The sequence below is a fragment of the Lactobacillus kullabergensis genome, assembly GCF_000967195.1.
Taxonomy (GTDB): domain Bacteria; phylum Bacillota; class Bacilli; order Lactobacillales; family Lactobacillaceae; genus Lactobacillus; species Lactobacillus kullabergensis.
In genome coordinates this window covers 602,134-618,574 of sequence record NZ_KQ033871.1, presented here as the reverse complement: position 1 = coordinate 618,574, position 16,441 = coordinate 602,134, and the positions used below count along the sequence as shown (strand labels likewise).

19 protein-coding genes are annotated in these 16,441 nt (G+C 35.1%); 3 read left to right on the top strand and 16 right to left on the bottom strand.

Features of this window, described 5'->3' with window-relative positions; translation table 11 throughout:
- Positions 1–8: 8 nt before the first annotated feature.
- The 3 genes from JF76_RS03555 to murB are packed head-to-tail and all read right to left on the bottom strand — an operon-like array spanning position 9 to position 2,771.
- On the bottom strand, positions 9–986 hold the full coding sequence (locus JF76_RS03555) for a CdaR family protein (protein ID WP_045927838.1): 978 nt from the start codon (positions 984–986) through the stop codon (positions 9–11).
- On the bottom strand, positions 983–1,828 hold the full coding sequence (cdaA, locus tag JF76_RS03550) for a diadenylate cyclase CdaA (RefSeq protein ID WP_045927837.1): 846 nt from the start codon (positions 1,826–1,828) through the stop codon (positions 983–985). The genes JF76_RS03555 and cdaA overlap by 4 nt, the downstream gene beginning before the upstream one ends.
- A 43-nt stretch (positions 1,829–1,871) precedes the next feature.
- On the bottom strand, positions 1,872–2,771 hold the full coding sequence (gene murB / locus JF76_RS03545; protein ID WP_045927836.1) for a UDP-N-acetylmuramate dehydrogenase: 900 nt from the start codon (positions 2,769–2,771) through the stop codon (positions 1,872–1,874).
- A 98-nt stretch (positions 2,772–2,869) separates the two neighbouring features.
- On the opposite strand from murB, the gene JF76_RS03540 reads away from it, so the two are divergent.
- Positions 2,870–3,403, top strand: coding sequence for a 3'-5' exonuclease (locus JF76_RS03540; protein WP_045927835.1), 534 nt, complete (start codon positions 2,870–2,872; stop codon positions 3,401–3,403).
- A 75-nt stretch (positions 3,404–3,478) separates the two neighbouring features.
- On the opposite strand, the gene tsaE is transcribed toward JF76_RS03540, so the two are convergent.
- The 3 genes from tsaE to JF76_RS03525 are packed head-to-tail and all read right to left on the bottom strand — an operon-like array spanning position 3,479 to position 5,647.
- The gene (tsaE, locus tag JF76_RS03535; RefSeq protein ID WP_045927834.1) at positions 3,479–3,952 is read right to left on the bottom strand and encodes a tRNA (adenosine(37)-N6)-threonylcarbamoyltransferase complex ATPase subunit type 1 TsaE; all 474 of its coding nucleotides are present in this window, start codon (positions 3,950–3,952) and stop codon (positions 3,479–3,481) included.
- On the bottom strand, positions 3,942–4,940 hold the full coding sequence (gene pta / locus JF76_RS03530) for a phosphate acetyltransferase (RefSeq protein WP_045927833.1): 999 nt from the start codon (positions 4,938–4,940) through the stop codon (positions 3,942–3,944). Before pta ends, tsaE begins: the two co-directional genes overlap by 11 nt.
- A gap of 11 nt (positions 4,941–4,951) precedes the next feature.
- Complete coding sequence (locus JF76_RS03525; RefSeq protein ID WP_045927832.1) at positions 4,952–5,647, bottom strand: uracil-DNA glycosylase; 696 nt, start codon at positions 5,645–5,647, stop codon at positions 4,952–4,954.
- A gap of 196 nt (positions 5,648–5,843) precedes the next feature.
- On the opposite strand from JF76_RS03525, the gene JF76_RS03520 reads away from it, so the two are divergent.
- Both JF76_RS03520 and JF76_RS03515 read left to right on the top strand, forming a co-directional pair.
- Complete coding sequence (locus JF76_RS03520; RefSeq protein ID WP_045928916.1) at positions 5,844–6,719, top strand: Cof-type HAD-IIB family hydrolase; 876 nt, start codon at positions 5,844–5,846, stop codon at positions 6,717–6,719.
- Between the two features lie 10 nt (positions 6,720–6,729).
- Positions 6,730–7,251: an LURP-one-related/scramblase family protein gene (locus tag JF76_RS03515; RefSeq protein WP_045927831.1), complete on the top strand. Its 522-nt coding sequence runs from the start codon at positions 6,730–6,732 to the stop codon at positions 7,249–7,251.
- 57 nt (positions 7,252–7,308) lie between these two features.
- Here JF76_RS03515 and JF76_RS03510 read toward each other — a convergent pair whose 3' ends face one another.
- From JF76_RS03510 to gap, 10 genes are all read right to left on the bottom strand, one after another.
- The gene (locus JF76_RS03510) at positions 7,309–8,877 is read right to left on the bottom strand and encodes an ATP-binding cassette domain-containing protein (protein WP_045927830.1); all 1,569 of its coding nucleotides are present in this window, start codon (positions 8,875–8,877) and stop codon (positions 7,309–7,311) included.
- A gap of 216 nt (positions 8,878–9,093) precedes the next feature.
- Entirely contained in the window at positions 9,094–9,459 is a 366-nt protein-coding gene (locus tag JF76_RS03505) for a MerR family transcriptional regulator (RefSeq protein ID WP_045927829.1), read from the bottom strand.
- Between the two features lie 12 nt (positions 9,460–9,471).
- A complete protein-coding gene (locus tag JF76_RS03500; protein ID WP_045927828.1) occupies positions 9,472–10,326 on the bottom strand; it encodes an aldo/keto reductase in 855 nt (284 codons plus the stop codon).
- Between the two features lie 82 nt (positions 10,327–10,408).
- Entirely contained in the window at positions 10,409–10,978 is a 570-nt protein-coding gene (locus JF76_RS03495; protein WP_045927827.1) for a GDSL-type esterase/lipase family protein, read from the bottom strand.
- 65 nt (positions 10,979–11,043) lie between these two features.
- A complete protein-coding gene (locus tag JF76_RS03490; RefSeq protein WP_045927826.1) occupies positions 11,044–11,649 on the bottom strand; it encodes a hypothetical protein in 606 nt (201 codons plus the stop codon).
- 124 nt (positions 11,650–11,773) lie between these two features.
- On the bottom strand, positions 11,774–12,415 hold the full coding sequence (locus tag JF76_RS03485; RefSeq protein WP_045927825.1) for a hypothetical protein: 642 nt from the start codon (positions 12,413–12,415) through the stop codon (positions 11,774–11,776).
- Positions 12,416–12,550: 135 nt separating this feature from the next.
- Positions 12,551–13,129 carry a hypothetical protein gene (locus tag JF76_RS03480; protein ID WP_045927824.1) on the bottom strand — a complete coding sequence of 193 codons (579 nt, stop codon included), beginning with the start codon at positions 13,127–13,129 and terminating at the stop codon, positions 12,551–12,553.
- 156 nt (positions 13,130–13,285) lie between these two features.
- Positions 13,286–14,041, bottom strand: coding sequence for a triose-phosphate isomerase (tpiA, locus tag JF76_RS03475; RefSeq protein ID WP_045927823.1), 756 nt, complete (start codon positions 14,039–14,041; stop codon positions 13,286–13,288).
- 24 nt (positions 14,042–14,065) lie between these two features.
- On the bottom strand, positions 14,066–15,277 hold the full coding sequence (locus JF76_RS03470; protein ID WP_045927822.1) for a phosphoglycerate kinase: 1,212 nt from the start codon (positions 15,275–15,277) through the stop codon (positions 14,066–14,068).
- Positions 15,278–15,383: 106 nt separating this feature from the next.
- Positions 15,384–16,400 (bottom strand): type I glyceraldehyde-3-phosphate dehydrogenase, encoded by a 1,017-nt coding sequence (gap, locus tag JF76_RS03465; protein ID WP_034977515.1) that lies wholly within the window; start codon positions 16,398–16,400, stop codon positions 15,384–15,386.
- Positions 16,401–16,441 lie beyond the last annotated feature (41 nt).

The following is a 16,441-nucleotide window of genomic DNA, read 5'->3' as shown; positions in this document are numbered from 1 at the left end:
TCTCTATCTTAATTATTTTTTCCTTTTGAATCGTTTGCATTATCTACTTTTACTTCTACAGCAATTTGCGTGGGATTAGACTTAACAATACCATCAGGTAAATCAAGAGTAATAGTCTTAGTTGTAGTAGAAGTAACCGAACCTAAATCAACAGGAACCTCTAGATTTTTAATTTTTGCTAAATCTTTTTCATTACCAAATAACGTAACATACTTATTTTTTACAGTAAGCGAATACACCTTATCTACTTTTTCATGTTCAGGTTTGAGCTTTATTTTAACTGCTTTCTTAGATGTAGTAATGGGAATTGTCACTTTAGCTGTAGCTGGATCAATTACAACATTAAGTTGTCTGCCCTTACGATCTTCAGCTATTAAACTTACTTGACGTTCATAAGAGTGATCGATTCCATTAGGTAGAACAACTTTAGCAATTATTTGATCAATTTGATCAACCTCGGAACGAGCTCCAGTAACCTCTACTTGTTGTGGGTATACACTGGAGTGTCCCAACTGATATCCCTCACCAACTGCACTCTTATTATACTCTATTTGTATGGGCATAGTTGTGGACTTTCGTCGTTGAATATTAACTTCAACGCTGCGTGGATTAACAGAATAGGAAATCTGCTTATTAATACCATTTACATGTACTTTAACATTGTGTTGACCAATGCTTTTTTTCGTTAAATCGATATATGCTCTGAAATTTTGGGTATTGATAGTTGATGTAACCAGTGCAGTTGATCCTTCAAGGGTAACGCTTACTTTTTCAGGATAACCCACAACATAAAATTTGTCTGTATCTACCGAAACTTGTAAGGGAACTTTAATAGTTTGCGTTTTATTTGCAGTCTGCTTAGTTTTATCCGTCTGTCCCTGAGACAAAAATCCTTCTTGGGTAGAATTAACATAAATTACCAGTAACACAGCAATTAAAAGGGAAACTAGCCGAATAAACCATGATTTTTTCCAAAACTCTTTCATCGATCGGCACCCCATTTCCATATCTTACGAATAATTTTTTGATACCATTTGTCGTTACCACTTTTCTTGGGGACCAGTTCTGCATTAAGATACTTTAAGTATTCATCTCGTGTCATGTCAACTAAAAAGCGACCATTACGTGTGATCGTTACCCCACCAGTTTCTTCTGAAACGACAATGGTAATTGCATCAGTCACCTCTGATATCCCAACAGCTGCACGGTGACGAGTTCCGAGTCTCTTAGGAATCATACTATTATCAGACAAGGGTAAATAAGCTGCCGCCACTGCAATTTTGTGATCCTTATTAATAATGACTGCACCATCATGTAATGGAGTATTAGGTATAAAAATATTAATTAATAGTTCTCCAGTAACATCAGCGTTAAGCTTAATCCCAGTTTCAATATAGTCTTCCAGTCCAGTTTCCTGTTGAATTGTAATTAGCGCACCAATTCTTCTTTTCGACATATATTGAATAGCTTTATCAAGTTCATTAATAAACTGAATTGATTCAGTACGGGCACTATCTTCTCGACCACCAAAAATTGGCAAGCGCCCTAAGTGTTCGAGACCTCGTCTAATTTCCGGTTGAAAAATTACTATTATCCCAACAACTGACCATGAAACTATTTGATCAATCAGCCAGATCGTTGTGTGTAACTGAAAAATGCCTGCAAGGATACGAACAATAAAAATCAAGACAATTCCTTTGGCTAACTGAACAGCCTTGGTTCCCCTGATCAAAATAACCAGGTGGTAAACTACAAACCAAATAATCAGAACATCAAGAATTATTGAAAAGTTCCCCCATGTAAAAATGTGTCCTCCATTAGTCTGCATAAATGCTCCCTTCTATCATAGACAAACTTAATAATTTTTCGAGTTAATCATTAGGTTTACCAATGATTCTAACTTCAGTATGTAAATCCAGACCGAATTTTATTTTGATTTTTTCTTGAATCAAATGAATCAGGTCAAGATAGTCAGTTGCAGTGGCATTACCCTTATTCACTATAAAACCCGCATGCTTTGTAGAGTCTTGAGCACCACCAATTTGTTTTCCTTGTAAACCGGCTTGAATAATCATAGGACCAACATAATGACCGGCTGGTCGTTTAAAAACACTGCCACAAGAAGGGTATTCCAGTGGTTGTTTATATTGACGCAAAGCATTTAAATAATTCATATCCGCCAGAATGCGGCTTTTTGCAGATCTTTTTAATGCAAAAACTGCTTCTAATACAATGTCGCCATTCTCTTGAACCAACGAGTGACGGTAGGAAAACTTCATTTCCGACTGAGAATAACTTTTAAAGTTGCCAGAACGGGTCATTACCCTGACACCTTCAATAACGCTACAAGTTTCTCCTCCATAAGCACCAGCATTCATGAACACAGCACCCCCAACACTGCCAGGTATTCCAGCTGCAAATTCCATACCGCTGAGACCATGATGAGCAGCAGTAAAAGCCGTATCAACAATAGTCGCTCCCGCTTGAGCAATTACTTTATTTTTATCAACTTTAATTTGATTCATTTTGGTTAAAATTAGAACTATCCCTGAGATGCCACCATCACGAATTATTAAATTGGAAGCATTTCCTATTATAGTCAAGGGAATATTGTTATCATGTGCGGCAATTACCAAGTTTTTTAGCTCACTTTCATTTTGTGGAAATGCAAGAAATTCAGCTGGTCCCCCAGTTTTTGTAAATGTATATTTACTAAGCGGAACCTGCCTCTTTATTTCTATGCCATTTTTGGTTAAATCTGATAATTTCAAATCAAAAATCCCCTTTGTCTAATCTTTTTCTATTTTACCGCATTCAGTTAATTGCTTCATCATATGTTATACTAAAATTAAAATTTAAAGGTGAGAAAATGAATTTTATTGCAATGGATTTTGAAACTGCCAACCGGCATCCAGAAAGTGCTTGTTCACTTGCTTTAGTAATGGTTCGCAACAACCAGATCGTAGATCGATTTTATACCGTCATTAATCCCCAAATGCCTTTTGATGCACGTAATATTCAAATTCACGATATAACTGCTGAAGATGTCAAAGATGCTCCTACAATGGCAGAGGTATGGCCTAAAATAAAAGATTTGTATCAGCCTGGAATGTTAGTAACTGCTCACAATGCCCGCTTTGACACAAATGTAATGCGACAGAGTTTAGCCCGTTATGACATACAAGAACCACACTATTTTGTCATTGATACGTTGCAAACCAGCAAGTTGCTTGAACCTAAGTTGCCAAATCACAGACTTGATACAGTTTCAAAAGCACTTAACGTTGAATTATGGCACCACCATAATGCATTAAGTGACAGTGAGGCATGTGCAGGTATACTAATAGCTCAGGATGAGCAATATGGTGACGAAGCATTAAAAAACTTGGTTTACCAAATATAATAGAAAAAACAGGACGAAGTGATATGAACCCTATAATTAGGATAAACTGGGATCACATCATAACAGCCCTGTTTTTTAATTTAATGATTGTAAAATACTTTTAGACCATTTTTTGTTTCTCGCGCCTTTTGCATCAAATTCAACTATTCGCTTAGTCGAATCCCAACTGTCATCAACACGCTTAATAGTGATTTCTAGAAAAGTTTCTGGTAATTGTTCCTGTACAACTTCTGGCCATTCAATCACTACCATGCCGGGTTCAGCCAAATATGCATTCAAATCAATCGAAGATAAATCATCATCTTCCAAGCGATAAAAATCCATATGATACAAAGGCAACCTGGCCTCGGGATATTCGCGGACAATTGTAAATGTAGGACTTTTGACTGGTCGCTTAATTCCCAGTGCTCTGCCAATTCCTTGAGTTAGGGTCGTTTTTCCAGCTCCAAGATCACCATTTAATAACAATAGATCATGTGCCTGGGCAGTCTGAGCTATAACCCGACCTAGGTCCTGCATTTGTTGCGCTGAATTGACATTAAGCTTCATTTTCTTCATTCCTTAGTAATACCTGTGCAGCAGTCAATATGGCAATATTATATACATCCTGAGTACTTGCTCCGCGCGATAGGTCATTAACAGGCTTACGAAGTCCTTGCAAAATCGGACCAATAGCGGTGAAATTTCCTAGTCTTTGAGCTAATTTATAGGAAATATTCCCAGACTGCAGTTCAGGAAATATAAAAACATTGGCCTGGCCTTTTAAAGGAGAATCAGAAGCTTTTTTTGCAGCTACATCAGGCACAAAGGCTGCATCAAATTGCAATTCACCATCTGCCAAAATTTCAGGATGATTATTTTTAAAAATTTCAGCAGCCTGTTTTACTTTAGTAACCATCTCACCCTTAGCTGAGCCTTTAGTTGAAAAACTTAGAAATGCTACTTTAGGATCAATATCAATCATTTGGGCAGTTTTAACTGACTGGTAAGCAATCTCAGCCAAAGTTTCACTATCCGGGTTCAAATTAATTGCACAGTCAGCAAAGACATACTTTTTATCTTTTTTTTCCATAATAAAACTGCCAGAAACTCGTTTCATTCCCTTTGACGTATGAATTAACTGTAAAGCAGGTCTGACAGTTGCAGCTGTTGAATGGGCAGCTCCAGAAACCATACCGTCAGCTTCATTCATTTCTACCAGCATAGTACCAAAATAATTTGGGTCTTTCAGTGATTCTTCAACTTCACTCTGTGGAATATCTTTTCCTCGTGCTTTAATAAAACTCTGAACCATAGCTTTTTTATTTTCATAGTTAACGGGATTTGCTATTTTCAAATCATCAAAATCTAAATTTTCCTTTTGAATTAAGTCGATAATTTTTTTCTGGTTCCCCAATAAAACCGGTGTGACGACCTTTTCAAGTGACAATTTACTAGCAGCTTTTAAAATGCGGGAATCACTTGCTTCAGGAAAGACTATTTGAATATTTTTTTCTGCTTTTTTTACTTTATTTTTTAATAAATCGAAAACGCTCATTTACTTCCTACCTATGCTAAATCTTCTTTTGTTATATTTGAGGGCAATTGCCAATCAATTGGAATTTCGTTAAAGTTTTTCAGTGCTTCATTGCAACGTGAAAAAGGTCTCGATCCAAAAAATCCTCTATCCGCAGAATATGGACTTGGATGAGCTGATTTAATCACAAAATTTTTATTCTGGTCAATTAAAACGATTTTATTTTGAGCATAGCGACCCCATAGTATAAAAACCACTTTACCGCGATCACTAAGAGCCTTAATAGCAGCATCAGTAACGTCTTCCCAGCCTTTACCCTGATGACCGTTAGCGTGACCATAAGGGACTGTTAAAACAGCATTTAATAGTAAAACACCTTGATCTGCCCATTTTTTTAAATAACCATGATTAACGGGTCTGCAACCAACATCATCATAAAGTTCCTTATAGATATTTTGAAGAGAAGGAGGCAATTTTACCCCCGGATTAACCGAAAAGCTCATCCCTGTTGCCTGGCCCGGATTATGATATGGATCTTGCCCCAATATTACAACTTTTGTATTTGCAAACGAAGTTAATTTAAAAGCAGTAAAAATATGATACATGTCTGGATAAATTTTTTTAGTGGCATATTCTTTTTTTAAGAATTCATGTAATTGCTGATACTTTTCACTTTCGAAAACAGGAGCCAAAATATTATCCCAGTCATTGCCTATAAACTTTTTCATTACTTCAACAGCCTCTCTTTCACTAACTTTTATGTTATCATGAAATTAATTATCAAAGTGAATCAAATTGGTACTTTTAATTTCTTCTTACTTTTTAGCTAAGTTCAACAAAATAAAAAGTAAGGTTTTCTTCATATATATTAATATGATAAGTACCAAAATGTTTATCAAACTTGGAAGAGGAGCAATTTTACCATTGATTAAATTAGTAGCTTGTGATTTAGACGGAACTCTTTTTAATAGTGATATGGCTATTTCAGATGAAAATGTAGCTGCAATTCGTGCAGCACAAAGAAACGGTATTGAATTTTTAGTGGCAACAGGACGAACACCACGCCAATCTCGCAGAACCATTGAAAAATATGGCCTTAAGACAGGCTTTATCAATATTAATGGCGCCTTAGTCTACGATGCCGACAATAATTTAAAAGTTAAACACAAATTGCCTAATGACAAAGCGAGTTCAATTTCAAAGATTCTTAAAGAAAACAATATATACTTTGAATTAGTAACTACTGATAAAATATATTCAAGCGATATTAGTAAACGTGTAGTTAATCTTGCTCGAGCATTAATGATACTTAATCCAGGTGTTACTTTTAAAAGGGCTGTTGCTACAGCTGCTGGTAGTGATGCGATGTTAAGTATGACTTTAGTTGAGAATCTTGATCAATTATTAGCTAATGATAAAATTGAGATAATGAAGATCATCGCATTTGATGCTCACGGACAATCTGCCTTTGCTAAAGCTAAAAAAGAAATCAATGCTTTAGGCAATGTCGTTGTTACTTCAAGTTCCGCTGCTAACATTGAAATTAATGATATTAAAGCTCAAAAAGGACCTGCACTTCTTGATTATGCCCAAATGAAAGGTCTTAAACGTGAAGAGGTGGCTGCTATCGGCGATAATTTAAATGACGCCAGTATGATTAAAGACGCTGGAACCGGCGTAGCCATGGCAAACGCAATACCGACAATCAAAAAGTTGGCACAGGTCAAAACTAAATCAAACAATGATAATGGAGTTGCTTACATATTAAGGAAATTTATTAAAAATAACGCTAAAGAATAGAGGTGCTTAGATGCGCTACTTATTGGAATTAACTCAAAAACAGGAATATGGTCAAATACCTGTAGCAAATGAAAACAATAAAATTCAGTATATTATTCAAGGCAATTTAGATAATCCTAACCATACTTTGTACTTAAAAAAAGTTAATGGTAAAGAAATCGGACGTCTTTATACCGATGGCAATGGATTTATTTCTTCCTACACAATTGATGTTATCAACCATTCTTTAGTAAAGGTTAAACGCTTAAACAATAAATTGGCAAACCTTTTTTATATTACTAGATTAAATTACATAGTCTCTGGCAGTATCAAAAAGGGAAGTTATAAGTTCCTCTTTGGTATCAAAAAAGTCGCCACAGTGCGTACTGTTGTTCAAAGTGAAGGAGTAGTCTTGATCTGCGACATTGAACGTCCCGAAGATGTTCCATTTATTTTATTATGTGCTACGCTTTTCACCCAGTGGCATACAACTCCGCTAAGATTGCCGACTTTTCCACCTATTGGCCGTAAATATAATGTTAACTTTAATTAAAAAGTTACCAGTAAGTCAGACTGATTTTGCTGGTAACTTTTTAATTTTAATTTTAGCTCAATCTAATGACAAAATTTTAAAAGAGAACTGAGCAATTTCTTCATTTCGATGGGAAACTACTATTACTGTTTCAACTCTTTTAAGTAATTTTTGTAATAGTTCTTGTGCTGTTTGCAAATCAATACTGGAAAAACTTTCATCAAGCAAAATTATTTTACCTTTAGTATCAATCAGCCTAGCCAATGCAACACGCTGCTCCTGCCCACCCGAAAGAGAATCAAATTGCCATTCATCGCTAATATTAAAATCTTTCTTTACTAAGTCGAGAGCTTTTTCATTATAGTTGCGACCGAGCAAAATATTATAATCAATTGAGCGCGGAAAAATTGTAACTGCTTGTGGCATATAAACAATCAATGAATTAATTATGCTTCGCGGTATGGTATTAATATCAACTCCATTAAGCAGTATTTTCCCCCGATTAGGCTTTAATTGCCCAGTAATTAACTTTAATAAGGTCGACTTACCTCGTCCCGAAATACCATTTAGCTTATAAAAATCTCCTTTTTTAAAAACAAAAGAAAAATTATGCAGTATTTCTTCTTTTGCTCGAGGATATGCAAAAGAAACATTGCGAAATTCCAAAGTTCTGAATTCCATTGGAAAAGTCGTTTTAGCAAATTTTTCAACCTTATTTTCACTTTCTTCTTTCAAATTATTAAACTTGGCAAAGATACTTGATGTAGAAAGAAGTTGGGCAAAATAACGGTTAATAATACCTGCTGAGTCGAACACTTTATTAGCTAATTCGGCAGTGGCCAATATAGCCCCAGCACTAATTTTTCCTTGAAAATGCAGGGCTCCAGTAATTCCTAAAATAAGCAGTTGACTGCCTATATTAATCACACCAGTTATAATGTCAACAGCTGAACGTCTAACTGTGTTATGTACATTCGCCTCTTTTAGTGATTGTGAACCAGCAGCTACTAATTTCTTTATTTCGCTGAGAACATTAAAGGCATATAAAGTATCATAACCGTGCAAACCGCTGCTTGTAAATTTTAAAAATTTTTCATTTGCCTGAGAAATCCTAGCAACTCCGGTAGTAAGAAACTTTTTACAAAAACGCGGAACTAAAACAATTATCAAAACTAAAATAATTGCAGCAAGAAAAAGAATATAACTATAAAGATATAGTGCTGCTAAAGCAAAAATCGCATTACCACTAAAACGTACAATTAGAAAAAAGGTATTTAAGCCTTCTTTTTGAATTAAATTGACATCATTTTGCAAGTAAGACTCATAATAATCAACTGGATTTTCTTTAAATTTATTTTGAGGAAGTTTAATTAAACTGGTAACAATGTCATTGCGAATATCACTTAGAATATCCTGCGTTGCGGTTTCTTGAAGATAATTTTCAAAAAAGGAAACAATAAACGATAAAAACCAGAGCATGAAGATAATGAACAACATTTTAATAAAGGAGGCAATTTTACCCGCAATAAGATAATTTGCGAGTACAGCCATTTTGGTAGCAGCCAAAACCTGCAATATTGAATTAACTAGTAGTAATAAACAGGCTACTATAACTAAGAATGCATGCTTTTTTAAATATTGGTACATTTTGGACTCCTAAACTATCATTAAGATAATAAATAGTTTTTTACAGCTATTTTAATTAATTTATAATTTATTAATAATATTAACAAAAGAAATTTGGTGATACAAGCTGTCGTTACAAACCTTTTCTATCAGTAAAATATAAAAAGCCCTCCTAAAACCTAATTTTAAGAGGACCTTTGGACGGAATTAAATTTCGGTTGACCTTTCATATACCAATTATCCTTTTTCAAAAGTTAACAAGTGATCATCAAAATGATCGATTTTATAATTAAGATAATTAATTGTTTTTTGAATATCTAACATTCGTTTTTTCAGCTGGTCTCGCTGATCAGTTAACAAACGCTTTCGCCTATCAGAAGATGAACCGTCTCGATATAAGTTTACAAAATACTTTATTCGCTTAACTTGCATGCCCGCTTTACGCAAAACCTTAATATAGAAAATCCAATTCTCTTCATACTGGTCATAGACACGATAGCCGTTCTCGTCTCGTTTAACTGGAGGAATTAATTTTTCCTTTTCCCAATATCTTAATGTATCTTTTGTTAAACCAAATTCCTGACTTATTTCTTTAATTGTCAACGCTTTTGACCTTCAATCTACATGTCTAATTAAGTCATGAATATTTTGAACTGCAGCTGGATCACGATGATCAAAAAACTGACTTTCATTTCTATCTAATGTTCTAATTTGGTCCATTTCTTCATGACTTAACTCGAAATCAAAAATTTTACTGTTTTCAATAATTCGTTCATGATGAACTGACTTTGGAATCACTACTATTCCTCTTTGTATTAACCAGCGTAAAATAACTTGTCCGCTAGTTTTATGATGTTTAGCAGCTATTTTTGACAACAAAGGATTAGTAAAAACTTGGTGTTTACCTTCTGCAAATGGAGCCCAAGCTTCTGGCTGAATATGATGATTTTTTAGGAAAGAAACTTCATTTGTCTCCTGCATCCAAAGGTTAGTTTCAATTTGATCAACTGCAGGAAGAACATCATTATACAAACTTAAATCAAGTACACGATCGGAAGTGAAATTAGAAACACCTATTGCTCTGATAGTTCCCGCTCTATATGCTTCTTCCATTGCGCGCCAAGAGCCATATACATCTCCATATGGTTGATGAACAAGATAAAGATCTAAATAACTAAGCTGTAATTTTTTTAATGAAGTTTTAATTGCACGTTTGGTCGCTTCATACCCAGTATCAGAAACCCACAACTTAGTGGTAATAAACAAATCTTGTCGATTAATTCCACTATTTTTAACAGCTTTTCCTACCGCTTCTTCATTGCCATAAGAAGCAGCTGTGTCAATTAAGCGATAACCAGATCTAATTGCATCCTCAACCACACGTTCAGCAATACCCAAATCAGTTATTTGAAAAAGTCCAAAGCCCAATATAGGCATTGTAATACCATTATCTAGTTTTATTTCTTTCATTATTATTGCTCCTTTATAAGATTACAAACAAATTGTAAACCTTAGAGTTAACTCTATAGCAAACAAAATAAAGGAGTATTTTTTAACTTTGTAATTCTTTTACCAGTAAATCTGACAATAACTTGTATCCTTCTGTTCCAAAATGCAAGCCATCATTCAATTGTCCCTGACAAAGAGTTTTTAAGTCACCATGTTTAATCATAGCTTGAAACAGGTTAATAAAATGCAGATTATAAGTTTCGGCTAGTTTTATTAATTCCGCAGTATAAATAGCTATTTCACGATTGTTTCTCTTTTTTTGTCTGGTCTCATCAACTGCAGGCGGTGAAATCAAAATTAAATTTTGCGGATAATATAAACAAATTACGCTGGAAATCATGAGAGACATATTTTTACTAAATTGTGTAACCGGAACATTTTTGTGCAGGGCCAAGTCATTAGTTCCCAAGAGTAAAATCAATTTGTCACAACGCTCAACTTTTAATACTAAATCTGGCAATAATGCGTAAAATGCTCCTGCGTTAATACTAGAAACTGCCGTATTAACTAAATCTGCGCCTGGCATTTTTTCTTTTATCTCTGCATTAATACGAGGCTCTTTTAAGCCTTCTTTGCGTGCAATAATACTATCCCCTGTTAACAATAGTTTCACGAATTTCTCCTAACTTTTCATAAAAAAACTGTAATCACAAATAGTTGGGACTACAGTTTAATATCTTAACGTGGATTAATTTTACTATATTTCATATTTTTAAATTCATGCGCACTATACTTATTAGTTAAAGCTTTAGATTTAAAATACTGATTTATAACTATCCCATTTTGCGGATTACCTTGAAATAGTACTTTATGAGTTTTACCAGCTAATTTTTCATTTTTGATTGTGAAAGCAAAACCGTTTTTAAAAGATTTCTCTTGAACTGGGCATAGAATAATCCATTTATTACCATTTATTTTTTTAGTAGTAACACGCATGTATTTAGCAAGTTCATTTTTATTACTTTGTTTCCATCCATTGGACATTTGCCAGGGATACTTTTTTGTCCCTTTAACGAAACCTGTTTTCACAACTTTAACATAATCATTTGCCCAAGGAGTATTAAAAGCAGACTTGTGAATAAACATGGGACTTGGTGTAAGATTATTGTTGCTAAACCACTTACCTTGCCATGTCTTTGGAAATTTAAATTGCTTTCCCAGCTTAAACTGGCTCTTCTGTTTTTGCGCTGCCTGCACTGTTTGCGGCTCGTTTGCTTTAATCGATACACTAAGTGATAGAGTGAGAGATGCTATAGCAATTAATGCAGTGATTTTTTTAGACATTCATTTTCTCCTAAAATACTTTTTATTATATAGTAATAATTATAAGATGGCTGCTCAATTTAAGAAATACATTTTTAAAGCAAAAACTGGTTCCATTAAAAACCAGTTTTTTATTCTGAAATATTTACTTTTTTTGATATTGATTAAAAACAGGAGCATACGTTTCATTCTTAAAATGATAATTTTGGTATTTCTGTGCTAATTTTGGTGAACGATAAAATTGATCATAGATTTCGCCAGTCTTAGGATTAGCTTCAAACATTACTTTCTGGGTTTTACCGTCAATTTTTTTATTTTGTAAACTGAAAGCATATCCTATTTTGATATTATTTTCATCAATCGGACTAAAAACTATCCACTTTTTATTTTTTAAGTTTTTAGTTGTTACTCGTCCCAAATTTTTGAATATTTTATTGTGTTTTGTAAACCAACTGTGAGGCATTTGCCATAAGTATTTATTAGTACCTTTAACTTTGCCGACCGAAACTAATTCAACGTATTCTCCAGTCCAAGGAGTGTTGAAACCATTTTTCTTAATAATCATGTTGCTTAAGTGACCATGTGTATTACTAAACCACTTGCCCCGCCATGATTGTGGAAACTTGAAATCTCTTTTAAAGCCATACTTAGTTTTATTACTGATTTTCTTAACGGATTTTTGCACCTTAACAGTCTGAGCTTGATTTGTCTGGCTATTAATAATTCCACCAGCTGCAGCTAAAGCAATTACTGCTGCTGTCCAAATCGCAGTTTTATGAAGTTTCATAGTATTGCCTCCCTTACTAGAACTTTTACCTCATATTATGGACAGGTATTTCCCTTATTGCAAGCGATATCATTGAAAGTAAACAAAAAGCCACTATGAGTAGTGACCTCGATTACTTAGGAAAAATACATGAAATTACCATTCCCCGTATCTTTTAAGCTCTTTAGGTTTATGACCGCCATATTTTTGAGCCAGTTTGCGCGTTTTCCAATAAACATTAGTAATTCTAAATGAAGATGTAGTTCTATCAATTAAAACCTTATGGCCCTTATAATGATACAAGCCAAGACTCTCGCCTGACAAGACCGGGCTTACCCACGGATACATGGATATGTATTTTATACCCTTATCTTTTTTAAACTTTACTGGATAATATGTTCTCGACCAGTTCCGAGCCGCCTTAGGTATTTTGGTACCTTTAAAATTAGCTTCTTGTTTATGCAATGAACTCCCGGCAATTGTGTGGGCAGTAATTTTAATCTTATCAACTTTCTTTGCTTTAATACCATTGATGTCAAAATACTTGCCATACCATGTGCCGCGCATTTTTTTAGGTACAGTAAATTTTCCTAAGTCTCCCTTAACAGGTTTTGCGTCTACAGTATTACTAAAACCAGTAAAATTGTTACTATCTTGAATACAGAATCCTAAAATTAGCACACCCAAGAGTGCTACCAATATTTCTGCTAGTTTAAAATTAACTTTCTTTTTCATTTCGCTACCTGATCTTATTATTTATATATTTATTACTTATGAATTTATAGTATTTTATATTTTATTACAAATCAAGCACAAAATAATTATATTTTTCGGTTAAACAAAAAAAGTTTCTGTGAATCGCAGAAACTTTTTGCTAAATTGCATTTAAAACTAATCTTGATAATTTACTAATTCTAAGAATGAATCAGGTTTAAGTGAAGCACCGCCGACTAAACCACCATCAATGTCAGGTTTAGCCATTAATTCCTTAACATTACCTGGATTTACTGAACCACCATATTGAATTCTAACGTTCTCAGCAGTTTCTTCGTTGTACAGATCTTTAACAGTGTCACGAATAGTTTTGCACATTTCTTCAGCTTGATCTGAACTGGCAGTCTTACCGGTTCCAATAGCCCAGATTGGTTCATAGGCAATAACTAAACTGGCAACTTGATCCGCAGATAAGCCAGCAAGTGCAGCTTTGATTTGACTAACTACCCAATCTTCTTGCTTATTAGCCTCACGTGTTTCAAGTGATTCGCCACAGCAAATAATTGGGGTAACGCCATTAGCAAATAAAGCCTTAGCTTTCTTGTTAATGTCATCATCTGTTTCGTGAAAATAGCCACGGCGTTCGGAGTGACCAATAATACAATAGTTCATGCCCATTTCTTTTAAAACTTTAGGTGAAGTTTCACCAGTGAAGGCACCTTCATCTTCAAAATAAGCATTTTCTGCACCGACGCGCAGGTTTGTGCCAGCAGCTGCGTTCGCTAAACTTTCAAGATCGACGGCAGGAGCACAAATTAGTGCTTCAACCTTACTTGCTTCTGGCAATTTATCCTTTACAGCAGCAACAAATTCAGTTGTTTGCTTAGGATTCATATGTAATTTCCAGTTACCAGCAATAATTGGTGTACGCATGTAAATAATGTCCTTTCTTAAAGTTTACTTGTCTGAAATGCAGGCAATTCCTGGTAATTCCTTACCTTCAAGGTATTGCAAGGAAGCACCACCACCAGTTGAGATGTGGGTAATCTTAGGAGCAATACCAAGTTGTTTAGCAGCTGCTGTTGAGTCACCACCACCGATAATAGTAGTAGCATCAGTTAAATCAGCAAGAGCCTTACCAACTTCTAATGTACCTTCAGCAAAATTAGACATTTCAAAGGCACCCATTGGTCCATTCCAAACAACAGTCTTAGCATCTTTTAAAACATCCTTGAACTTGGCAACAGTCTTAGGACCGATATCAAGACCCATCATGTTTTCAGGAATGTCATCTTCTACAACTTTACGGGCAGCATCGTTTGAAAATTCTGTTGCTGCAACGTTGTCAACAGGTAATACAATCTTACCATCAGCGTCTTTTAACAATTTTTTAGCAAGATCAACTTTATCTGGTTCAAACAAAGATTTGCCAATTTCATGGCCTTGGGCTGCTAAGAATGTATAAGCCATGCCGCCACCAATTAAAATGTGGTCTGATTTAGGAATAAGGTTAGTAATAACGTCAATCTTGTCTGAAACCTTAGCACCACCTAAAATGGTAACAAATGGGTGTACAGGGTTAGCAACAGCATCACCTAGGAACTTGATTTCTTTTTCCATTAAGAAACCTGCAGCAACTGGCTTGCCGTCCTTCTTCATGGCTTCAGCAATACCAACATTTGAAGCATGGCTTCTGTGAGCTGTACCAAAAGCATCGTTAACATACATGTCACCTAATGAAGCCCAGTATTCACCTAATTTAGGATCATTCTTGCTTTCACGCTTGCCAAAATCATTATCAATATCTTGGAAACGAGTGTTTTCCAAAACATCAACGTCACCGTCTTGCATTTTGGCAACAGCATCTTCAACTTCTTTACCTTCGTTAGCTGGAACAAAAGTTACTGGTTTCTTCAAAAGTTCGCTTAAACGTTCTGCAACAGGTTTTAATGACAATTCTTTCTTATCGTCATCAGACTTTACACGACCCAAGTGACTAAGCAAAATTGCTTTACCTCCATTTTCAATAATGTATTTGATAGTAGGAAGTGCAGCAACAATTCTGTTGTCATCTCCAATGACACCATCTTTAATTGGTACGTTAAAATCAACACGGACTAAAACTTTTTTGCCTTTTACATCAAGGTCAGAAACTATTAATTTAGCCATCTATATCCTCCGATAACTTTATTTATTTAATTTTGAAAAAAAGGCGGAAGGAAGAATTTCCCTCCGCCTTCTCTTTTACCACCTAACAGTAATCAAATATTACAGATTAAAGAGTAGCAAATTTCAACAAAGTACGAACCATTTGGCAAGTGAATGAGTATTCATTGTCGTACCAAGCAACAGTCTTAACTAACTGATTGTCACCGGCAGTAGTTACCATGGTTTGAGTTGGGTCAAAGATTGAACCAGCAGTCATACCAACTACATCACTTGAAACGATTTCGTCATCGTTGTAACCAAATGATGGACTCTCGTACTTCTTCAATGCTGAGTTAACTTCATCAGCAGTAACTTTCTTGTCAAGGATTGAAACTAATTCAGTTAATGAACCATCAGTAACTGGAACACGTTGTGCATGACCGTTAACTTTACCATTCAATTCTGGAACAACAAGACCAATGGCCTTAGCAGCACCAGTTGAGTGAGGAATAATGTTAACTGCAGCAGCACGAGCGGCACGCATGTTACCACCACGAACAGGACCATCCAAAAGCATTTGGGTTGAAGTGTAAGCGTGGATAGTAGTCATAGTAGCTACTTTAATACCAAATTCTTTTTGCAAAGCGTCAACCATTGGTGCTAATGAGTTAGTAGTACATGAACCAGCTGAAACGATCTTGTCGTTTGCATCTAAAGTATCATCGTTTACTGAGTAAACAATAGTCTTTAAGTCATTACCAGCAGGAGCTGAAATCAAGACTCTCTTGGCACCTGCGTCAAGGTGAGCTTGTGACTTAGCCTTGCTTGTGTAGAAACCAGTACATTCAAGAACAAAGTCAACACCATCATTCTTAACCCAAGGAATGTTTTGAGCTTGAGGTTCTGCGTATACACGGTATTTCTTGCCATCTACAACGATTGAATCTTCAGTAGCTGAAACTTCGTGGTTGAAAGTGCCATGAGTTGAGTCATATTTTAGCAAGTGTGCCAAAAGTGCTGGAGTAGTCAAGTCGTTAATAGCAACAACTTCAATATCCTTTGACTTTTCGCCCAAATCCATAATGCGACGGAATGCCAAACGACCAATACGGCCAAAGCCGTTAATACCAATTTTAACTGTCATATTCTAAAGTCCTCCTTAAGAACTATGTAAGAACTGTAAAC

Bases quoted from the DNA above. Each gene is read 5' to 3' on its own strand.
- JF76_RS03500 (WP_045927828.1), bottom strand. From the start codon at position 10,326: ATGAAAGAAATAAAACTAGATAATGGTATTACAATGCCTATATTGGGC.
- tsaE (WP_045927834.1), bottom strand. From the start codon at position 3,952: ATGAAGCTTAATGTCAATTCAGCGCAACAAATGCAGGACCTAGGTCGG.
- JF76_RS03540 (WP_045927835.1), top strand. From the start codon at position 2,870: ATGAATTTTATTGCAATGGATTTTGAAACTGCCAACCGGCATCCAGAA.
- JF76_RS03555 (WP_045927838.1), bottom strand. From the start codon at position 986: ATGAAAGAGTTTTGGAAAAAATCATGGTTTATTCGGCTAGTTTCCCTT.
- JF76_RS03510 (WP_045927830.1), bottom strand. From the start codon at position 8,877: ATGTACCAATATTTAAAAAAGCATGCATTCTTAGTTATAGTAGCCTGT.
- tpiA (WP_045927823.1), bottom strand. From the start codon at position 14,041: ATGCGTACACCAATTATTGCTGGTAACTGGAAATTACATATGAATCCT.
- cdaA (WP_045927837.1), bottom strand. From the start codon at position 1,828: ATGCAGACTAATGGAGGACACATTTTTACATGGGGGAACTTTTCAATA.
- JF76_RS03470 (WP_045927822.1), bottom strand. From the start codon at position 15,277: ATGGCTAAATTAATAGTTTCTGACCTTGATGTAAAAGGCAAAAAAGTT.
- JF76_RS03485 (WP_045927825.1), bottom strand. From the start codon at position 12,415: ATGAAACTTCATAAAACTGCGATTTGGACAGCAGCAGTAATTGCTTTA.
- JF76_RS03490 (WP_045927826.1), bottom strand. From the start codon at position 11,649: ATGTCTAAAAAAATCACTGCATTAATTGCTATAGCATCTCTCACTCTA.
- JF76_RS03525 (WP_045927832.1), bottom strand. From the start codon at position 5,647: ATGAAAAAGTTTATAGGCAATGACTGGGATAATATTTTGGCTCCTGTT.
- gap (WP_034977515.1), bottom strand. From the start codon at position 16,400: ATGACAGTTAAAATTGGTATTAACGGCTTTGGCCGTATTGGTCGTTTG.
- JF76_RS03515 (WP_045927831.1), top strand. From the start codon at position 6,730: ATGCGCTACTTATTGGAATTAACTCAAAAACAGGAATATGGTCAAATA.
- JF76_RS03480 (WP_045927824.1), bottom strand. From the start codon at position 13,129: ATGAAAAAGAAAGTTAATTTTAAACTAGCAGAAATATTGGTAGCACTC.
- pta (WP_045927833.1), bottom strand. From the start codon at position 4,940: ATGAGCGTTTTCGATTTATTAAAAAATAAAGTAAAAAAAGCAGAAAAA.